The organism is Providencia sp. PROV255 (genome assembly GCF_028478065.1).
GTDB classification, from domain to species: Bacteria; Pseudomonadota; Gammaproteobacteria; order Enterobacterales; family Enterobacteriaceae; genus Providencia; species Providencia rettgeri.
The window spans coordinates 17,697-35,041 of sequence record NZ_JAMPMI010000006.1; the positions used below are offsets into that span (position 1 = coordinate 17,697).

At 39.4% G+C, this 17,345-nt stretch carries 12 protein-coding genes; 10 read left to right on the forward strand and 2 right to left on the reverse strand.

Features of this window, described 5'->3' with window-relative positions; all coding sequences use genetic code 11:
- The 7 genes from lpoB (at window position 1) to umoD (ending at window position 9,783) form a co-directional block, all read left to right on the forward strand.
- The gene (lpoB, locus tag PR725_RS05425; protein ID WP_004911798.1) at window positions 1–579 is read left to right on the forward strand and encodes a penicillin-binding protein activator LpoB; all 579 of its coding nucleotides are present in this window, start codon (window positions 1–3) and stop codon (window positions 577–579) included.
- On the forward strand, window positions 542–1,444 hold the full coding sequence (locus PR725_RS05430) for a phosphotransferase (protein WP_226537901.1): 903 nt from the start codon (window positions 542–544) through the stop codon (window positions 1,442–1,444). Before lpoB ends, PR725_RS05430 begins: the two co-directional genes overlap by 38 nt.
- Window positions 1,445–1,508: 64 nt before the next feature.
- Entirely contained in the window at window positions 1,509–2,528 is a 1,020-nt protein-coding gene (gene nagZ / locus PR725_RS05435; RefSeq protein WP_004911794.1) for a beta-N-acetylhexosaminidase, read from the forward strand.
- A gap of 1,346 nt (window positions 2,529–3,874) precedes the next feature.
- Window positions 3,875–5,227, forward strand: a complete 1,353-nt coding sequence (locus tag PR725_RS05440; protein ID WP_272567960.1) for an OprD family outer membrane porin — start codon at window positions 3,875–3,877, stop codon at window positions 5,225–5,227.
- 35 nt (window positions 5,228–5,262) lie between these two features.
- The gene (locus PR725_RS05445) at window positions 5,263–6,882 is read left to right on the forward strand and encodes a bifunctional metallophosphatase/5'-nucleotidase (protein WP_272520186.1); all 1,620 of its coding nucleotides are present in this window, start codon (window positions 5,263–5,265) and stop codon (window positions 6,880–6,882) included.
- A gap of 416 nt (window positions 6,883–7,298) precedes the next feature.
- On the forward strand, window positions 7,299–8,603 hold the full coding sequence (locus PR725_RS05450; protein ID WP_004911786.1) for an NAD(P)/FAD-dependent oxidoreductase: 1,305 nt from the start codon (window positions 7,299–7,301) through the stop codon (window positions 8,601–8,603).
- A gap of 583 nt (window positions 8,604–9,186) precedes the next feature.
- Window positions 9,187–9,783 carry a UmoD family flagellar biogenesis regulator gene (umoD, locus tag PR725_RS05455; protein WP_272567962.1) on the forward strand — a complete coding sequence of 199 codons (597 nt, stop codon included), beginning with the start codon at window positions 9,187–9,189 and terminating at the stop codon, window positions 9,781–9,783.
- Window positions 9,784–9,853: 70 nt separating this feature from the next.
- Here umoD and mfd read toward each other — a convergent pair whose 3' ends face one another.
- Window positions 9,854–13,297, reverse strand: coding sequence for a transcription-repair coupling factor (mfd, locus tag PR725_RS05460; RefSeq protein ID WP_209102162.1), 3,444 nt, complete (start codon window positions 13,295–13,297; stop codon window positions 9,854–9,856).
- A 276-nt stretch (window positions 13,298–13,573) separates the two neighbouring features.
- Between mfd and lolC the strand changes: the two genes are divergently transcribed.
- Genes lolC through lolE form a run of 3 tightly spaced genes read left to right on the forward strand, consistent with a single transcriptional unit; the run spans window position 13,574 to window position 16,717 of the window.
- Entirely contained in the window at window positions 13,574–14,776 is a 1,203-nt protein-coding gene (gene lolC / locus PR725_RS05465; RefSeq protein ID WP_004911780.1) for a lipoprotein-releasing ABC transporter permease subunit LolC, read from the forward strand.
- Window positions 14,769–15,470, forward strand: a complete 702-nt coding sequence (gene lolD / locus PR725_RS05470; RefSeq protein ID WP_004911778.1) for a lipoprotein-releasing ABC transporter ATP-binding protein LolD — start codon at window positions 14,769–14,771, stop codon at window positions 15,468–15,470. Before lolC ends, lolD begins: the two co-directional genes overlap by 8 nt.
- Window positions 15,470–16,717, forward strand: coding sequence for a lipoprotein-releasing ABC transporter permease subunit LolE (gene lolE, locus PR725_RS05475; protein WP_272567968.1), 1,248 nt, complete (start codon window positions 15,470–15,472; stop codon window positions 16,715–16,717). Before lolD ends, lolE begins: the two co-directional genes overlap by 1 nt.
- Window positions 16,718–16,784: 67 nt before the next feature.
- Here the strand turns inward: lolE and PR725_RS05480 are convergent, their stop codons facing one another.
- Complete coding sequence (locus PR725_RS05480) at window positions 16,785–17,330, reverse strand: class IV adenylate cyclase (RefSeq protein ID WP_004911771.1); 546 nt, start codon at window positions 17,328–17,330, stop codon at window positions 16,785–16,787.
- Window positions 17,331–17,345 lie beyond the last annotated feature (15 nt).

Here is a 17,345-nt window from a genome sequence, read left to right on the forward strand (position 1 = left end):
ATGAAACGCATTTTAATGGTTGCTGCCGCGACATTAATTTTGGCTGGCTGCCCTTCATATCCACCTCAACAACCAGGTACACAACCCCCGATAGTGCCCGTCGAGCCTGAAAAACAACCGGAAGTGACTCCGCCACCCGTTGATGTTGTGCCAACTCCACCAAAACAACAAACTATAGATTGGTCAGCTTCCATTACGCCTTTAGTTAATCAAATGGTGAGTGCGGATGGGGTAGAAAGTGGCAAAGTATTGTTAGTTGACTCAGTGAAAAATAATACGAATGGCTCACTGCCTGTGCAGGCTGTGACATCAGTTATGACAACCGCGGTTGAAAATACGAATCGCTTTAAAGTTGTTCCTGCCAGTGTGGTGAGTTCTGCACGTAAAACACTCGGTTTATCACAAGAAGACAGCTTAGTAACCCGTAGCAAAGCGATAGGGTTAGGCCGCTATGTTCAAGCAGAGTATGTGATCTACAGCGTGATGTCAGGCTCCAACAAAGAAAGAAGCCTTGAAATGCAATTGATGGAAGTGCAAACAGGTGAAATTATTTGGACTGGAAAGCACAATATTGAGTAACCCGCAGTCGCTTTTTCGGCTGTTAGCGTTGTGTTTTCCAACAATCTCTGTCCATGATTGGAAAATATCTTCGCTAACAGGGCTATCAGGTGGAAGCTTTTTGTTGCAATGTTCCTTATCTGGTAGTGAAATAAAGCTTATCGCGCGCGCTGATGGAAATGCACAAACTGCTTTGTATGTTGACCGAAAGAAAGAAGCGCGGATATTGCAGCAATTACGCGCTTATTCATTTACACCTAAAGTGATTGGCCGAAATGCGCAATGGTTATTATTAGGGTGGTGTGAAGGACAACACCCTGATAATAATACTTTTCTGTTACCTAGTTTTCAGTGCGAGCTTGCAAATATAGTCACACAATTACATCGCGCTCCACTGCTGGGGTATCATTTACAACTACGCGATGAAATATCACATTATGGCTATTTAATTGATAAAAAAAGGTTTTCGCCTCGCTGGAAAAAATTACATCGTCATTTTACCTCTGATGCATTTCCCAAAACGCTGAAACTGGCTCCTGCCCATATGGATATTCATGCAAAAAATATTGTTCGTACATCAACAGGGCAGTTAATGCTATTGGATTGGGAATATGCAGCCAATACAGATATCGCTTTTTCTTTAGAAACCTATTTTCAATTTAATGGTCTGACTGACATTCAGCGAGATTTTTTCTTAACGCAATATTGTGATATTCACGGTGCTTATCGTGACAAACAGCAATTGGCGAAAAGCTGTCAATCATGGGCACCTTGGGTAAAATATATGACATTAATGTGGTATGAAGTGCAGTGGAATGAAAGCCAGTCATCTGACTTTTTGTTACACTCACAGTCATTAAGACAATATTTTGGTTTATTAGGTTGATGGCTGAAAGCTATCAGAAAACAGTATCGAATTGAGATAATTTGTTTAATAAGTGAGGCATGTTATGGGTCCTATAATGCTAGATGTTCAGGGTTATGAATTGGACAATGAAGAGCGCGAAATATTAGCACACCCATCCGTGGGCGGCTTAATATTATTTACCCGTAACTTTCATGATGCAGCGCAATTACGAGAGCTTGTTCGCCAAATTCGTGACGCATCAAGACACCGGTTATTGATAGCCGTTGACCAAGAAGGTGGTCGAGTACAGCGTTTTCGTGATGGTTTCACCGCATTGCCTTCTGCTCAGGCATTTGCCGCGCTCAATAGTGAAATGGATGGCGCCAAGCTTGCTGAAGAGGCGGGCTGGTTAATGGCATCAGAGATGATAGCCATGGATATTGATATTAGTTTCGCACCTGTTCTGGACCTTGGCCATCAAAGTATTGCGATAGGCGAACGCTCATTCCACGAAGATCCTGAAATTGCCATGGTTATGGCGGAGCGTTTTATTAAAGGCATGCGCAGTGCGGGAATGAAAACAACAGGAAAACACTTTCCTGGTCATGGCGCTGTGAAAGCTGACTCACACAAAGAAACACCACGCGATGACCGCACTTTAGAGAAGATCCGTGGTAAAGATATGTTGATATTTAAAGATTTTATTCAACGAGAGCTACTCGATGCGGTTATGCCTGCCCATGTTATTTATACTCAAGCTGATGACCGTCCGGCGAGTGGATCGCCATTTTGGTTAAAATCAGTATTGAGAGAACAACTTGGGTTTCAGGGGGTTATCTTCTCTGATGATTTATCGATGGAAGGTGCGGCGGTTATGGGAAGTTATCCCGAGAGAGCACAGGCTTCATTGAATGCTGGGTGTGACATGATTTTAGTCTGTAATAATCGTGAAGGTGCTGTCAGTGTTTTAGATAATTTACCAAAACAACATGATAGCCAAGCTTCTAAGCTATATCATAGTGGTCGACAATATAGCTTAACAGAATTACAAGCCGTTGGGCGTTGGAAAGAAAGTCATCGTCAACTGGTTGACTTGCATTCACGTTGGCAAGAACATCGCTAATAATTTCAATGATATCTAAAGGGCCAGTATTTTATTTACTGGCCTTTTTTGTATCAATACACATCATAAAGCCCATGATTATGCATAAATAAAATAATAAAATTATTGCCCACAGTAAAAGTTACCCGTAACTTCATTAATAATTGCACAGTTAATCTCAATGTTATTTGAAATTGCTTTAGATAAAATGAATCAATACTTATTTCACTATTAAAAATAATTAGATTATTTTTTATTGAAATAAAAAAATGAAAATATTAATAATTATATTTATTGTTAATTGTATTTTGAGTTTACTTAAAATAAATAACTGGAAATTTGGATTATGGTCTGTTTTTTCATTTAGTTGGAATTATTAAATATGATTATGATACTTTTAATCATGAAATCGATTATCTTCAAAAGTTAAGATAATTTTAAATAAATGAAACATAAGATGAGTTAAAGGGGGGAGGGAATCACTAAGTCATGCTTATCATTTACTCAAATGTTACTTAATTGAAATTGAACGCTAGGGAATAATGCTTTCTTCTATGAGGAATTAAATAAAACATTCATAGATTGGTTATACACCTATCAGCAATATGCATTTATATGTGAAATTTTATTAGGTTATATTTTATTCATAAGTCTTTATATGTATCAAGCTGATTACAAATATCCATTTAAATCTGTGTTTTAACCAGATATAAATGAATTATTTATTAAATCCTATCCAAATGAAAGATTTATACATTAAGAACCCCTTAAGATAAAACGTGACCAATATCACTATTAATGGGTAGTTTAATGCAACCGATGTAACGTGTTGTGACAGCGATCGTTTTAATTGACATAAAATTACGATAGCATTCGTATTATGAAAGATTTATGACAATTTAGAGTGATAAGTAATCAATTAAAAAAACAGCAATTTAGAAGTTGTATTTTAAGTTAAATATTTAAATTGATTTGAGGTGATTATTTCTCAGGGGCATCTTTTGTCATAAAAAATAGATAAGGAATAGAGTGGTAATTATTTTTTAATGGGTAAGTGTAGCGTCATTGCTTGAATTTTAAGTTAAATAAACGCGTAATGTGAGTAGTGTGTCATTATCGATTAAATAATATATTTATGTAATCCCTATAAGGGATACCTCTATTCATAGAAATAAGTAAACACAAATGCAGACGAATACTGTATTAAATTTTTTAAAAAATGACTTATGTGTTTGAAATGGATGTATCTGTTTGTCTTTAAGTGAAATTATTTTATTAAGCTAAAAATAAAAATGGTGTTTTGTTGTTCATGGAAACATGGCACAGCATAAAATTAATTCAAATAATCATTAACTAGGTTAATTCCAATGAAAGTTAAAAATATTGCGTTATTAATGCTTTCTCCTTGCTATTTAGCTGTAGCAATGGCAAATGCCAGTAACTGGGAAGATTCTATCAAGGAAAATTCATTCATTGCGGATTCGGAGCTAGAGCTGTCAACCCGTAACATGTGGAAATACTTAAAAACAGAAAACCGTTTTGATAAAGACGAAAACCGTTATAGAAAACAAGTAGCGAATGCTTGGGGTCAAAACTTTCAAGCGGATTTCAAATCAGGTTATTTCGCTGACATCATTGGTTTTGACGCTTCCTACTATGGTGGTATCAAGTTAGGCGCAAGTAAAGACTTCGCCTCCCGTGCAATTTTATATAATGATGATGGCCATGCGAAAGGGTACAACAAAATTGGTCAACGTTATGCAAAAGTAAAACTAGACCTTGAGCCAGTGAAATTTAATGCCAAAGCAGGTTGGTTTACACTGAAAAATACGGGTATTTTCACGAATTCACAGCGTTTATCATTGAACAGCTATAGCGGTTACTACACGAATACTGCGATCAGTGATTGGAGTTTGGATTTATTATATCTCGATAAAAAAGTTATGCGTCGTGATAGCCCAAATATTGATGCCATGTATTTTACTGATGCTAACGGCGTTCGACACAATGTTAATCATGTCATCACGGGTGGAATTAACTACAATACTAACCCATTGAAAGTTTACTATTTCTATGGTCAAGCCGATGATTTATTCCGTCAGCAAGGTTTAGAAGCGAAATATAAACTAACTTCAGATGTCACTTTAGGTACGCAGATCTATAACCATGAATATGGTAGTGACGGTAAGCGTACTGAGACCGATAAACAAAAAGGTAAGCGTAATTTTGACAAGCGTGCTTGGCACTATGCAGGAACGGCAGAATGGCGCATCCCTGAATCGCCTTGGACGCTAAGCACAGGCTTAACTTACACCCAAGCGAAAAAAGCGAACGGTGTCGGACAATTTGCGCGTAACCCAATTGGTAACACGCGTGGCCGTTTTAACTCTCCAGCTTATGCAGATATCGACTACGTACGTGATGGCGAAACCATGATTGCAATGGCGGCTGAATATCGTATCAGCAAAGAACTGTCTGTTGGTGCCCGTACCAACTATTCAGAATTTAAATATGAAGGTGAAAGATTAAAGCAAGGCCAATTTGGTCTGTTTAGCTATTGGAAACCAACTGAGAATCTATCTGTGTCATTAAGTGGTGGTTTGGGTTGGCACCACCAGCAAGAAAACGACTACACAACGCCAAAATTATATGATGGGCACTCACGTCGTGCACATTCGTTATCTGGATCAATGACAACGACTTACCGTTTTAAAATGTAGTCGATAATTGAAAAAGATTAAAAAAGGTAGGATAAATGAAACATAAAATTGGATTACTCACACTGCTTATCTCTGGTGCACTCTTGGCGGGTTGTGCTCCCAAAAATGCAGATACTGTAAAAGTACAAGTCATAGGTATTAATGATTTCCATGGTGCTTTACAAGCTCCGGGTGATGGTAAATTAGGCGGAATTGAGTCAATTGCAACACTGGTTAATCAATTAAGAGCACAAAACGATAAAACTATCGTGGTTGGCGCTGGTGACTTAGTAGGGGCTAGCCCATTACTGTCATCAATGTTCTATGACGAACCCACAATTGAAGCGCTAAGCGCGATTGGTATGGAAACCAGCGCAGTTGGTAACCATGAGTTTGATAAAGGTAAAGAAGAGCTGCTGAGAAAACAAAACGGTGGCTGTCACCCAACCGCAGGTTGCGTGGGTAAAGATTCCTTTGCGGGTGCTGATTTTAACTACTTAGCAGCTAACGTTATTGTTAAAGAAACAGGTGAAACTCTGTTCCCATCTTACTTTATTAAAGAGTTTGATGGCATTCCAATGGCATTTATTGGTTTAACGTTAGAAGGTACACCTGCTATCGTAACGCCAAGTGGAACGGCAGGGTTAGAATTCAAAAATGAAGTTGAAACTATCAATAACCAAGTTAAGTTATTAAAAGCACAGGGTATTAATAGTATCGGTGTTTTGATCCATGAAGGCGCAACACAACAAGTTGACACTAAAGTTAAAGATATTAACCGTTGTGATAATATCAAAGGCCCAATTGTTGATATCGTTAAACAGTTAGATACTAATGTAGACTTTGTTGTTAGTGGCCATACGCACCAAGCATATAATTGTGAAATCAATGGAATGACAGTAATTTCTGCTCAATCTAATGGGACTTTATTGTCTCAATTAAATATTGAGATTGATAGAAATACGAAAGATATTGTTAGCATCAATGCAAAAAATATCCCCGTTGAAACCAGCCGTTATGAGAAAAACCCTGAGTTAACCACCTTCGTACAAAAATACGAAAAAATTGCCTTACCTATTTCACAGCAAGTGATGGGGTCTTTGACGGCTAATGTGGATAAAAAATTATTACCAGCAGGGGATTCTACCTTAGGTAAGATTATTGCAGATGGTCAATTATATGCAGCCTCCAGTAAAGAAGCAGGCGGTGCACAAATTGCATTTATGAACAGTGGCGGTATTCGCGCTGACATGAAAGCAGGGGAATTGACTTATGGTGACATTTTCACGGTGCAACCGTTCTCTAATGTGGTTGTCACACAGTCACTGACAGGTGCTCAAATCAAGCAAGCACTTGAGCAACAATGGGATCGTGCTCGTCCGCAAGTTATGCCTGTTTCTAAAGGTTTTTACTACGAGTGGGATGACAGCCGCCCAGTGGGTGACAAAGTTATTCAAAAATCAATGAAATTAAACGGTAAGCCGTTAGACATGAATAAAAGCTATCGTGTTGCTGCAAATGAATTCTTAGCAACTGGTGGTAGCCGTTTCTCTGCCTTTAATCAAGGTAAAGACCGTGTTTATAGCCTTCCAGACAACGAAGCATTAATGCAATACTTTAAAGATAACTCGCCAGTTTCAGTTCCAACTGATGTGCGTATCAAGAAAATTAAATAATAAAATTTAATATTTCATGAAAAACTCTGAGGGTGTTTATCATCCTTGGAGTTTTTTTTGTGCTTTATTTAGAGGTATGTTGAAAATGAGAAGAGGGTAATTGATTATGCGCAACAAATAAAAAATGATAGAATAATGATTCTCATTATCACCATTCTATCTGTGGAATTAAACAATTGATTGATATAAATACCAAAAAGCTGACTCGATTCATTTGGTGGAAAAAATGATTTGACGAATGTGATCGTAGTCATAATAATCAACTAAATTGATGTGAATCAATATTTGGTATTACCAATAGACCACTCATGATATTCTAGTTGGTATGGAAGGAGCTGTGGCTAATTATTGTTATATAAGGCTTTTCTAGATGAGAAGCCTTAAATAACATTAATATATTTTGTTTCGAGGGATTTATGACCTTATCTCAACCCAAAATCATCGTTGTAGGCGGCGGTGCTGGTGGATTAGAACTGGCAACACGTTTAGGCCGTAAGTTGGGCCGTAAGAAACGTGCACAAATTACGTTGGTTGACCGCAACCCGAGTCATTTATGGAAACCGCTATTGCATGAAGTTGCGACAGGTTCTTTAGATGATGGCGTCGATGCGATAAGCTATCTGGCTCATGCTCGCCATAATGCGTTCAATTTCCAACTGGGTTCACTAACGAATATTGACCGTGAAAATAAAACAGTCGTTCTCGGTGAACTTTATGATAAGCATGGTGAATTATTAGTTCCTTTGCGTGAGCTTGAGTACGATATTTTAGTCATGGCATTAGGCAGTACTTCGAATGATTTTGGTACACCGGGTGTTAAAGAACATTGTATTTTCCTAGATAACCCACACCAAGCGCACCGTTTTCACGATGAAATGTTAAATCTATTTTTACGTTATTCAGTACGCGATAACGCAGAAGAGAGCGTTAATATTGCCATTGTTGGGGGGGGAGCTACGGGGGTTGAGTTATCTGCTGAACTCTATAATGCGGTTGAGCAATTAACCAGCTATGGTTTTAAAGGGTTAGACACAGATGCACTGAATGTCACATTAGTTGAAGCAGGCGAGCGTATCCTACCCGCTTTACCTCCGCGAATTTCAAGTGCCGCACACCAAGAACTTAATAAGCTAGGTGTAAATGTATTGACGAAAACTATGGTAACCAGTGCTGATGCAGATGGTTTGAATACTAAAGAAGATGGTAAAATTCATGCAGACCTAATGGTTTGGGCAGCGGGGATTAAAGCACCTGATTTCATGAAAGATATCGCTGGATTAGAAACAAACCGTATTAACCAATTGGTAGTAAAGCCGACATTGCAAACGTCTCGTGATGATATGATTTTTGCTATTGGCGATTGCGCATCTTGTGCTAAGCCAGAAGGGGGCTTTGTTCCTCCAAGAGCACAGTCAGCCCACCAAATGGCCAGCCTTTGTTATGACAATATTGTTGCTTTAATGAAAGGCAAACCTTTAAAAGAGTATGTATATAAAGACCATGGCTCATTAGTTTCACTATCTCGATTTAGTACAGTTGGTAGCTTAATGGGGAATTTAATGCGTGGGGATATGATGGTAGAAGGGCGAATTGCGCGTTTTGTATACATTTCTTTATATCGTATGCACCAAATTGCATTACATGGTTACATTAAGACAGGGCTAATGATGCTTGTTGGCAGTATTAACAGAATTATTCGACCAAAGTTAAAACTGCATTAATCTACGAGTAGTTACTGGTTTAATTTGGTTTGATGATCGCCATGCACCTGTGTATTTATATAACAGGTGCATGTTTTTTTGTATTTTATAATGATAAATAGGTATGCTAATAAAGTATATTAACTGAATCTGTCAAGGTTTATTTATGTTAAATATTACTTGGAAAAACTATTTAGATCAAATTTAAGAGATTGAATATCGATTATATTGCCACTATTACTTATATATTCTATTTAAATGAAATTAAAACCTACAAATTAATATATATTGAGTCAATATAATTTAGCTTACCTTAAGTTTAAAATAATTTAAGTATAAATGTATTTATATAACGAAAAGTTATCATGGAAATCACTCCATCTATCTTATTGATTATTAATTATAAAATAACGCATTCAATTGAGGTGATATGTGAAGTTGCACTAATGGTGAAACTTATGGTTTCTAATACAGTTATAATAAATACTTGTTTTGATGATAAATTAAGATAATTCCAAAAAACAATACAAATAGTACGTAATTATCGAATTATTTTAGATTGTGGTTACAATAGATGCGGCATATTTTAATAAGGGTTAATACAATGAAGCTAAAATTTAAGTTGTTATTAGCAACTGTAGTGGTATTCGTTATTGTATTGCTCGTGACTTTATTCAACCAAGAACCTGAAACGAAATTGGCGACAGTGTTATCTGTCGAGCCGATCAAAGCTAATCGCCTTGTTGAGTACCAAAATTGTACAGTAACAGGAGTCTTAGGCACGTTTAACCAACAATCCCTTTCTCGGTTTCATCCTGCACAAAGCGAATGCAAAATGATTTTCATGATTGAAGCATTACAAGGGAAAGGCTTTCCATCTCTGTTTGATATGCAAAATCAAACCTGTGTTAACACACAAAAAATGGAATTAGTTATTGTTGGATATGACGTCGTTTACCAAATTGATAAAAGCATTGGGAAAGTTAGAACATCCTATGAACCATCAATGTTTATTCCTTTGGATGACAAAGGGCGCTTAGTGCTAACATCATCTAATTCAGTGTGTGAAACCATGCGCAGTGATATAAAAGAATTATTACCATTTTATTGTTTGCAACAAAATGAATTGTCAATCACCAGAAACTCATCAACAATCTTAGAACTGCAACCGAACAAAAATACATTTGGCTTTGTGGAATAATAATTATATAAAAATTATAGAGATAAAAGGCTACACGAAAGTAGCCTTTTATCATTTTATAGCTTTAAACCTAGATAATTTGGTGTTCTTCAAATCCGATAAGTAACTGCTTAATAAATTCTAGTCGAGAGGCTCGTTCTGTTAAATCGTGGAAAAATTTTAGTCGAACAGGGCCATCTAACCGATAAGTTTGTGGCTGGTTTTGTAATAAGCTGATTAAGAAACTTGGATCGACTTTATTTTTATCACCAAATTCAATAAAACCACCTTTTTCATGGGCTTCAATACGTTTAATACCAAGGGATTGCGCTTGTAATCGAATAGCTGCGTTAGCTAACAGGAATTTACCTGCGTCAGGTAAGCTGCCAAAGCGGTCGATTAGCTCTGTACGCAATTCGTCGAGCTCCTGACTATTTTTAGCACTGGCTATTCGTTTATAGAAAGATAAGCGAATGTTCACATCGTGAATATAGTCGTCTGGCAGCAGAACAGGCATGCGTAATTCAACTTCGGTTTGTTGGCTAGTTAAATCTTCCAATGAAGGCTCGCGCCCCTCTTTTAGCGCATCAACAGCACTTTCTAGCAGTTCCATATAGAGGGTAAAACCAATCGTGGTCATTTGGCCACTTTGATCTTCACCAAGTAATTCACCTGCACCGCGAATTTCTAAATCGTGAGTTGCTAGAGCAAACCCCGCACCTAAATCCTCCAGTGAAGAAAGGGCTTCAAGGCGTTTATGAGCATCAGTGGTCATCGCTTTTGGATGTGGTGTGAGCAAGTATGCATAAGCTTGGTGGTGAGAACGTCCTACTCGGCCACGCAGTTGATGGAGTTGAGCTAACCCGAAATGGTCAGCACGCTCAATAATAATAGTATTCGCTGTTGGTATATCAATACCCGTTTCAATAATTGTAGTGCATATCAATACATTAAAACGTTGATGGTGGAAATCCGTCATAACGCGCTCTAATTCACGTTCGCGCATTTGACCATGGCCAACAACAAAGCGTGCCTCAGGAACTAACTCTTCAAGGCGTGCCTTTGCCTTTTCAATATTTTCAACATCATTGTAAAGGTAATAAACTTGGCCGCCACGTAAAGTTTCTCGTAAAATTGCTTCACGGACAACTAAGTCATCATATTGGCGAACAAAGGTTTTCACAGCCAAACGGCGAGCTGGTGGTGTGGCGATAATCGATAAATCACGCATGCCACTCATGGCCATGTTAAGAGTACGAGGGATCGGTGTGGCTGTCAGTGTTAGGATATCAACGTCTGCACGCATAGCTTTGATGCGTTCTTTATGGCGGACACCAAAGCGGTGCTCTTCATCGACGACGAGTAAGCCTAAATCTTTCCATACTAAGTCACTTTGCAGTAACTTATGGGTACCAATTAGAATATCAACTTTACCTTCAGCAGTTTGTGCAATAATTTGTTGTTGCTCTTTCGCTGTTTTAAAGCGTGATAACATTTCGATGCGGACAGGCCAGTTAGCAAACCTATCTTTAAAATTATCGTAATGCTGTTGGGCAAGTAGTGTCGTGGGCACTAAAACGGCAACTTGCTTGTTATTATTAATCGCCAAGAATGCGGCTCGCATTGCCACTTCGGTTTTACCAAAGCCTACATCGCCACAAACCAATCGGTCCATGGCTAAGGGTTGGCACATATCGCTGAGAACGGCATTGATAGCGACTTCTTGGTCAGGTGTCGTTTCGAAAGGAAAGCCTTGGCAAAATTCTTGGTATTGTTGTTTATCATGCTTGAAAGCAAAGCCCGCTTTAGCTGCACGTTGTGCATAGATATCAAGAAGTTCAGCCGCAACATCGCGCACTTTTTCTGCGGCTTTTTGACGGGCTCGCCCCCAGCTATCACTACCTAATTTATGCAATGGGGCGTTTTCATCAGCGCCACCCGCATAACGGCTAATTAAATGGAGTGAAGAAACTGGAACATACAGTTTATCATTGCCTGCATAGGTTAAAATTAAATATTCAGCTTTAATACCACCCGCTTCTAAGGTAATCAAACCTTGGTAACGACCTACACCGTGTTCAATATGAACAACGGGTTGCCCAGGGCGCAATTCAGCTAAATTGCGAATGAGGGTATCTGTATTAATGGTGCGGCGATTATCTGTTCGGCGGCGAACAATTCGCTCCCCAAGTAAATCACTTTCGCAAATTAATGCCCTATGGATATCGGATTGAATAAAGCCATGCTCAGCGGCCCCAATCGTGATGGCAAATCGGCTGTCAGTAGGGTGAGTATAGCTTTGAATAATATCAGGCCGAATTTTTAAACGTGCTAAGAGCTCGGTAACAGTTTCACGCCGGCCTTCACTTTCCACAGAAAAGACGATAGTTCCATCAAACTGTTCAGTAAACTGCCGCAATTTTTCGAGCGGTGTTTTACTTTGCCCCTGTGTGCTGATATCCGGTAATGGCAGGTAATCTAAATTGGTATTTGCCGCTTTTTTGGGCAGAGACTCGGGTGATAATTGAATACGAGGCCATTTTTTTAACGATTGATTCAGTTGTTCAACAGTTAGCCATAGCTCTGAAGGTGGGAGCAATGGGCGCATTGGGTCGACACCACGGCTTTCATACCGCTGCTGAGTATCAACCTGAAAGCGTTCAGCCGCTTCTTGTAAGCTCTGCGAAACAATTAAACTTGATGGTGGTAAATACTCAAATAACGATGGCAGTGGCTGCGCGAAGAATAAAGGCTGCCAATACTCTATACCTGTTGGTAAGGTATTCTTACTGACCTGCTGGTAAATATGTTCTGGATCACGGCGAACTTCAAAGCGCTCGCGCCATTGGCTGCGAAAACGTTCAATAGCGTCTTTATCGGTTGGAAATTCATGAGCTGGCAGTAAATTAATTTGTTCTACTTCTTCGAGTGTTCTTTGCGAGTCAACGTCAAAAGTTCGCAAGCTATCAATTTCATCATCGAAGAAATCAATACGAAATGGCAATGAACTTCCCATAGGATATAAATCGAGTAAAGCGCCACGTGTGGCATATTCACCATGTTCTAAAACTTGTTCTACATGGCGATAACCAGCGTTATCGAGTTCATTACGTAAGTTATCTCGGGAAAGTTTGTCACCTTTTGCCATCACTAAGGCATGGCTGGTTAAAAAGTCAGCAGGACAGACTTTTTGCATCAGTGTATTGACGGGAAGAATTAACGCGCCTTTTTGTAAACTGGATAAGCGGTACAGTGTCGATAAACGATGAGAAATAATTTCCTGATGGGGAGAGAAATTGTCATATGGCAATGTTTCCCAGTCAGAAAGTGTCTCTATAGGGTGTTTTGTAAACTGTTGAATTTCATCTCTTAAACGTAATGCATTTTGCATATCACGTGTCACGATGATAACAGGCCCTTGATGACGTTGTATTATTTCTCCACATTCAAGTGCACCAGCCGCCCCGATAAGGCAACCTAAATGGCGAACATCGCCACTACGACTAGGGAGTTCATAACGAAATTTTGACAACATAGAAATCTTCGGTATCTCACAGCGGTTAGTAAGCAGTTAAACAAGAGTTAGCACAAATATAGCCAATTTTTGTACGAAAAATAGTTAAGTTAATTAATGGATAGTTAAACTACAAAATTCGTAACAAAACAATCAGTTTTAACTCGTAATTCGTCTGAAAGTCAGACAAAAAGGCATTCAAAACAGAAAAAAAACCATCGAGTGGTTCCATTCATCAATCGTACCCTTTATTATCGCTGAACACTTCGCTTTGGCAACAGGGGCATCATAGATTTCATGCACCAATCTGTCTCATTATTTATAGGCCTACGTTATTTACGTGGGCGTGCTGCGGATAAATTTGGGCGTTTCGTTTCCAGTTTATCTGCTATTGGTATCACACTGGGGGTGGCGGCATTGATAACCGTCACTTCAGTGATGAATGGGTTCGAGCGATCTTTACAAGATAGCATACTTGCTTATATGCCGCAGGCAATTTTAACATCTGCCTCTGGAAATATAGACCCAGCAAAGTATCCAATAACTGGTCTACAACATTTAAACGGTGTCAGCCATATCGCACCTATTGTGCAATCTGACGTGGTATTACAAAGCCGAACCAATGTTGGCGTTGGCGTCATGGGGGGGATTGAACCTGAAGAACCTTCTCTGTTATTGGATAAACTGGTTGTTGGGCAACGCAGTGACCTTAAAGAAGGCAGTTATAATGTTTTTCTGGGGAATAAACTTGCAGAAACGCTCGGGGTAAAACGTGGTGATGAAGTTCGCTTAATTATACCTGGGGTGAGTCAACTAACACCAATGGGGCGCATTCCTAGCCAGCGCCTATTTACTGTGGCGGGTATTTTCCAAACAAATGGGGAAGCGGATACAAGTGAACTTGTCGTAGCACAACAAGATGCCGCACGCATGTTACGTTATCCTACAGGGCATATTACTGGGTGGCGTTTATATTTGGATGAGCCCCTAAAGGTTGATGTTCTAAGTCAGCAAGCGTTGCCGAATGGCTTAGTATGGAAAGATTGGCGAGAGCGTAAAGGGGAGTTTTTCCAAGCCGTTCGCATGGAAAAAAATATGATGGGCTTATTGCTCAGTTTAATTATTGCGGTGGCGGCATTCAACATTATTACTTCACTATCATTGTTAGTGATGGAAAAACAAGGTGAAGTCGCTATTTTAAAAACCCTTGGCCTCAAACGTTGGCGAATTTTAATGATTTTTATGATCCAAGGCGCTGGAGCGGGGGTGATTGGTTCACTCATTGGCACAATATTAGGTACGATACTTTCTAGCCAACTGAATGTCATTATGCCGCTGATTGGTTTATTACCAAAAGGTGTCTCTTTACCGATTGTGCTTGATTACTCTGGTATTTTAATTATTGCACTTAGTGCAATGCTGATTTCTCTGCTGGCAACGCTTTATCCTTCTTGGCGTGCAGCAGCGGTTCAACCTGCTGAGGCGTTACGTTATGAATAAACAACCACTTCTGGTCTGTGAAAATTTAAGTAAAACATATCAGGAAGGGACATTGTCGACGCAAGTGTTGAAAAATGTCAGTTTTTCCATGGGGCTGGGGGAAATGATGGCCATCGTGGGAAGTTCTGGTTCGGGTAAAAGTACCTTATTACATTTACTGGGTGGGTTAGATACTCCTTCAGAAGGGAATGTTATCTTTCGTGGCCAGCATATTAATCAATTATCTTCAGATGAGCGAGCTGCTATTCGTAATAAAGATTTAGGTTTTATTTATCAATTTCATCACCTTTTACCGGATTTTACCGCCCTTGAAAATGTGGCGATGCCTTTATTAATTGGTGGTATTGCGAAAGAAACTGCATTTTCGAAAGCCACTGAAATGCTAGAAGCAGTTGGACTAGCGCATCGGGCGGGGCATCGTCCTTCTGAATTATCAGGAGGGGAGCGCCAGCGTGTTGCTATTGCAAGGGCGTTAGTGAATGAGCCTGCACTGGTTTTAGCGGATGAGCCTACAGGTAACCTTGATTTACGTAATGCAGATGCCATTTTTGAATTGTTGGGGGAATTAAACCGAACACAGCGGACTGCATTTTTAGTGGTCACCCATGATATGACACTGGCTCGCCGGTTATCTCGCCAATTGGAAATGCGTGATGGGCATTTGCAGCAGGATATTACCTTGGGGGCGCGGTAATGTCTAAGTTGCCTCTTTCACTACTCACAGCGCTGCGTTTCAGCCGTGGTCGCCGCCGAACAGGGATGGTTTCGTTAGTTTCGATAGTTTCAACGTTGGGTATTGTTCTTGGGGTTGCGGTATTAATTATTGGTTTGAGCGCGATGAATGGCTTTGAACGCGAATTAAATAACCGTGTGTTATCTGTTGTTCCCCATGGGCAAATTTATGCTGTTAAACCACCCTATAAGGATTTGCAGTTTGCTGAACAAGTTATCCGGAAAACGCCAGGGGTTGAAGGCGTTAGCCCTTACATTAACTTTACAGGGTTACTTGAGCGTGGTGCAAATTTAAAAGCAATCCAAGTGATGGGGGTTTCACGAGAAACTCAGCCACAAGTCAGTGCATTACCACAATTCATTCTTAATGATGCTTGGCAGCATTTTGAAGCGGGCAAACAATCGATTATTTTAGGCCAAGGTGTGGCTGATGCATTAAATGTGAAAGTTGGGGATTGGGTGACAATCATGATCCCAAATACCGATGCCAGCTTAAAGATTCAGCAGCCTAAGCGTATTCGTGTACAAGTGACGGGTATTTTTAAGCTTAGTGGCTTGCTTGATCACCAGCTAGCACTCGTTCCTCTCGCTGATGCACAAGAATATCTCGACTATGGTGATGGTGTGACGGGATTTGAAATCAAAGCCACAGACCCATTTATTGCCGATCAAGTCGTTTATGATGCAGGCTTGAAAACTATGCATCATGTTATTGTAAAAAGTTGGATAGGTGATTATGGTTATATGTACAATGATATCCAAATGGTTAGAAGTATCATGTGCTTAGCTATGATATTGGTGATTGGCGTTGCGTGTTTTAATATTGTTTCTACTCTTGTTATGGCGGTTAAAGATAAAAGTAGTGATATCGCGGTATTGCGCACCTTAGGGGCAAAAGATAGGCAGATTCGTGCTATTTTCTTATGGTATGGTTTGTTGGGTGGGCTGGTTGGTTCTCTGATTGGTGCTGTACTTGGGGTCGTCATATCTTTAAATTTAACACCAATGATTAAGGTTATAGAGGCTATTGTTGGTCATCCAATTTTATCGGGTGATGTCTATTTTATTGACTTTTTACCTTCTGAATTGCATGTCATGGATGTGGTTTATGTTTTAATTACAACCATTGTATTAAGCTTACTAGCCAGTTGGTATCCTGCTCGCCGAGCGAGTAAGTTAGACCCTGCACGTATTCTCAGTGGGCAATAGTTATTAGGGTTAGAGAGCCAATGATTTTTAGGGTATAAATCCAAAAATTTATTGGCTCTTTATATAATCACTGTGCTGTTAAAAACATTTGTTTATAACTACGAGTTTCTACCATCGCTTCTGTAAAACCATACTGTTTGGCGGTCGCCATCAACGTTTGATATAAACTATCCAGTAAGTCCTGCTCATCAGTCATAATGGCAAACTCAGCAAACCAGCCGATCCCACTCAAGTGATCAATTGTGATGTGGATATCATTCAGAAAATAAATGCTTCTTATTTTAGTTGTGGTTAAGTAGCAATGATATCCCAATGTCGTTAACATGTTTTGCACATGGTTGCAGTCATCAATATTAATGGCTTTGCATTCAGAAGCTCCAGGGCCTTTGACTATCCACAACTTTATGCCTGATGGCACCATTTCACGTACGCACATACTGACGTTCTTGTCAGCCAGTGGTGAATGTAGGTTTTCATAGAAATAATCTGTCTCTGTATTATTTTCCGTAAATGGCTCAGCTAAATCGGCTCTTATTTTGTGTAAGAAGGTGTCGGGATCCGATAATTGAAATTTAATTTCAGCTTCATATTTACCGACAAAATGTTGGCTCATGTAGAGTTCCTTGGT

Excerpts from the sequence above, each read along its gene's own strand:
- umoD (WP_272567962.1), top strand. The coding sequence starts at position 9,187 with ATGAAGCTAAAATTTAAGTTGTTATTAGCAACTGTAGTGGTATTCGTT.
- mfd (WP_209102162.1), bottom strand. The coding sequence starts at position 13,297 with ATGTTGTCAAAATTTCGTTATGAACTCCCTAGTCGTAGTGGCGATGTT.
- nagZ (WP_004911794.1), top strand. The coding sequence starts at position 1,509 with ATGGGTCCTATAATGCTAGATGTTCAGGGTTATGAATTGGACAATGAA.
- lpoB (WP_004911798.1), top strand. The coding sequence starts at position 1 with ATGAAACGCATTTTAATGGTTGCTGCCGCGACATTAATTTTGGCTGGC.
- PR725_RS05440 (WP_272567960.1), top strand. The coding sequence starts at position 3,875 with ATGAAAGTTAAAAATATTGCGTTATTAATGCTTTCTCCTTGCTATTTA.
- PR725_RS05445 (WP_272520186.1), top strand. The coding sequence starts at position 5,263 with ATGAAACATAAAATTGGATTACTCACACTGCTTATCTCTGGTGCACTC.
- PR725_RS05450 (WP_004911786.1), top strand. The coding sequence starts at position 7,299 with ATGACCTTATCTCAACCCAAAATCATCGTTGTAGGCGGCGGTGCTGGT.
- PR725_RS05480 (WP_004911771.1), bottom strand. The coding sequence starts at position 17,330 with ATGAGCCAACATTTTGTCGGTAAATATGAAGCTGAAATTAAATTTCAA.
- lolD (WP_004911778.1), top strand. The coding sequence starts at position 14,769 with ATGAATAAACAACCACTTCTGGTCTGTGAAAATTTAAGTAAAACATAT.
- lolC (WP_004911780.1), top strand. The coding sequence starts at position 13,574 with ATGCACCAATCTGTCTCATTATTTATAGGCCTACGTTATTTACGTGGG.
- lolE (WP_272567968.1), top strand. The coding sequence starts at position 15,470 with ATGTCTAAGTTGCCTCTTTCACTACTCACAGCGCTGCGTTTCAGCCGT.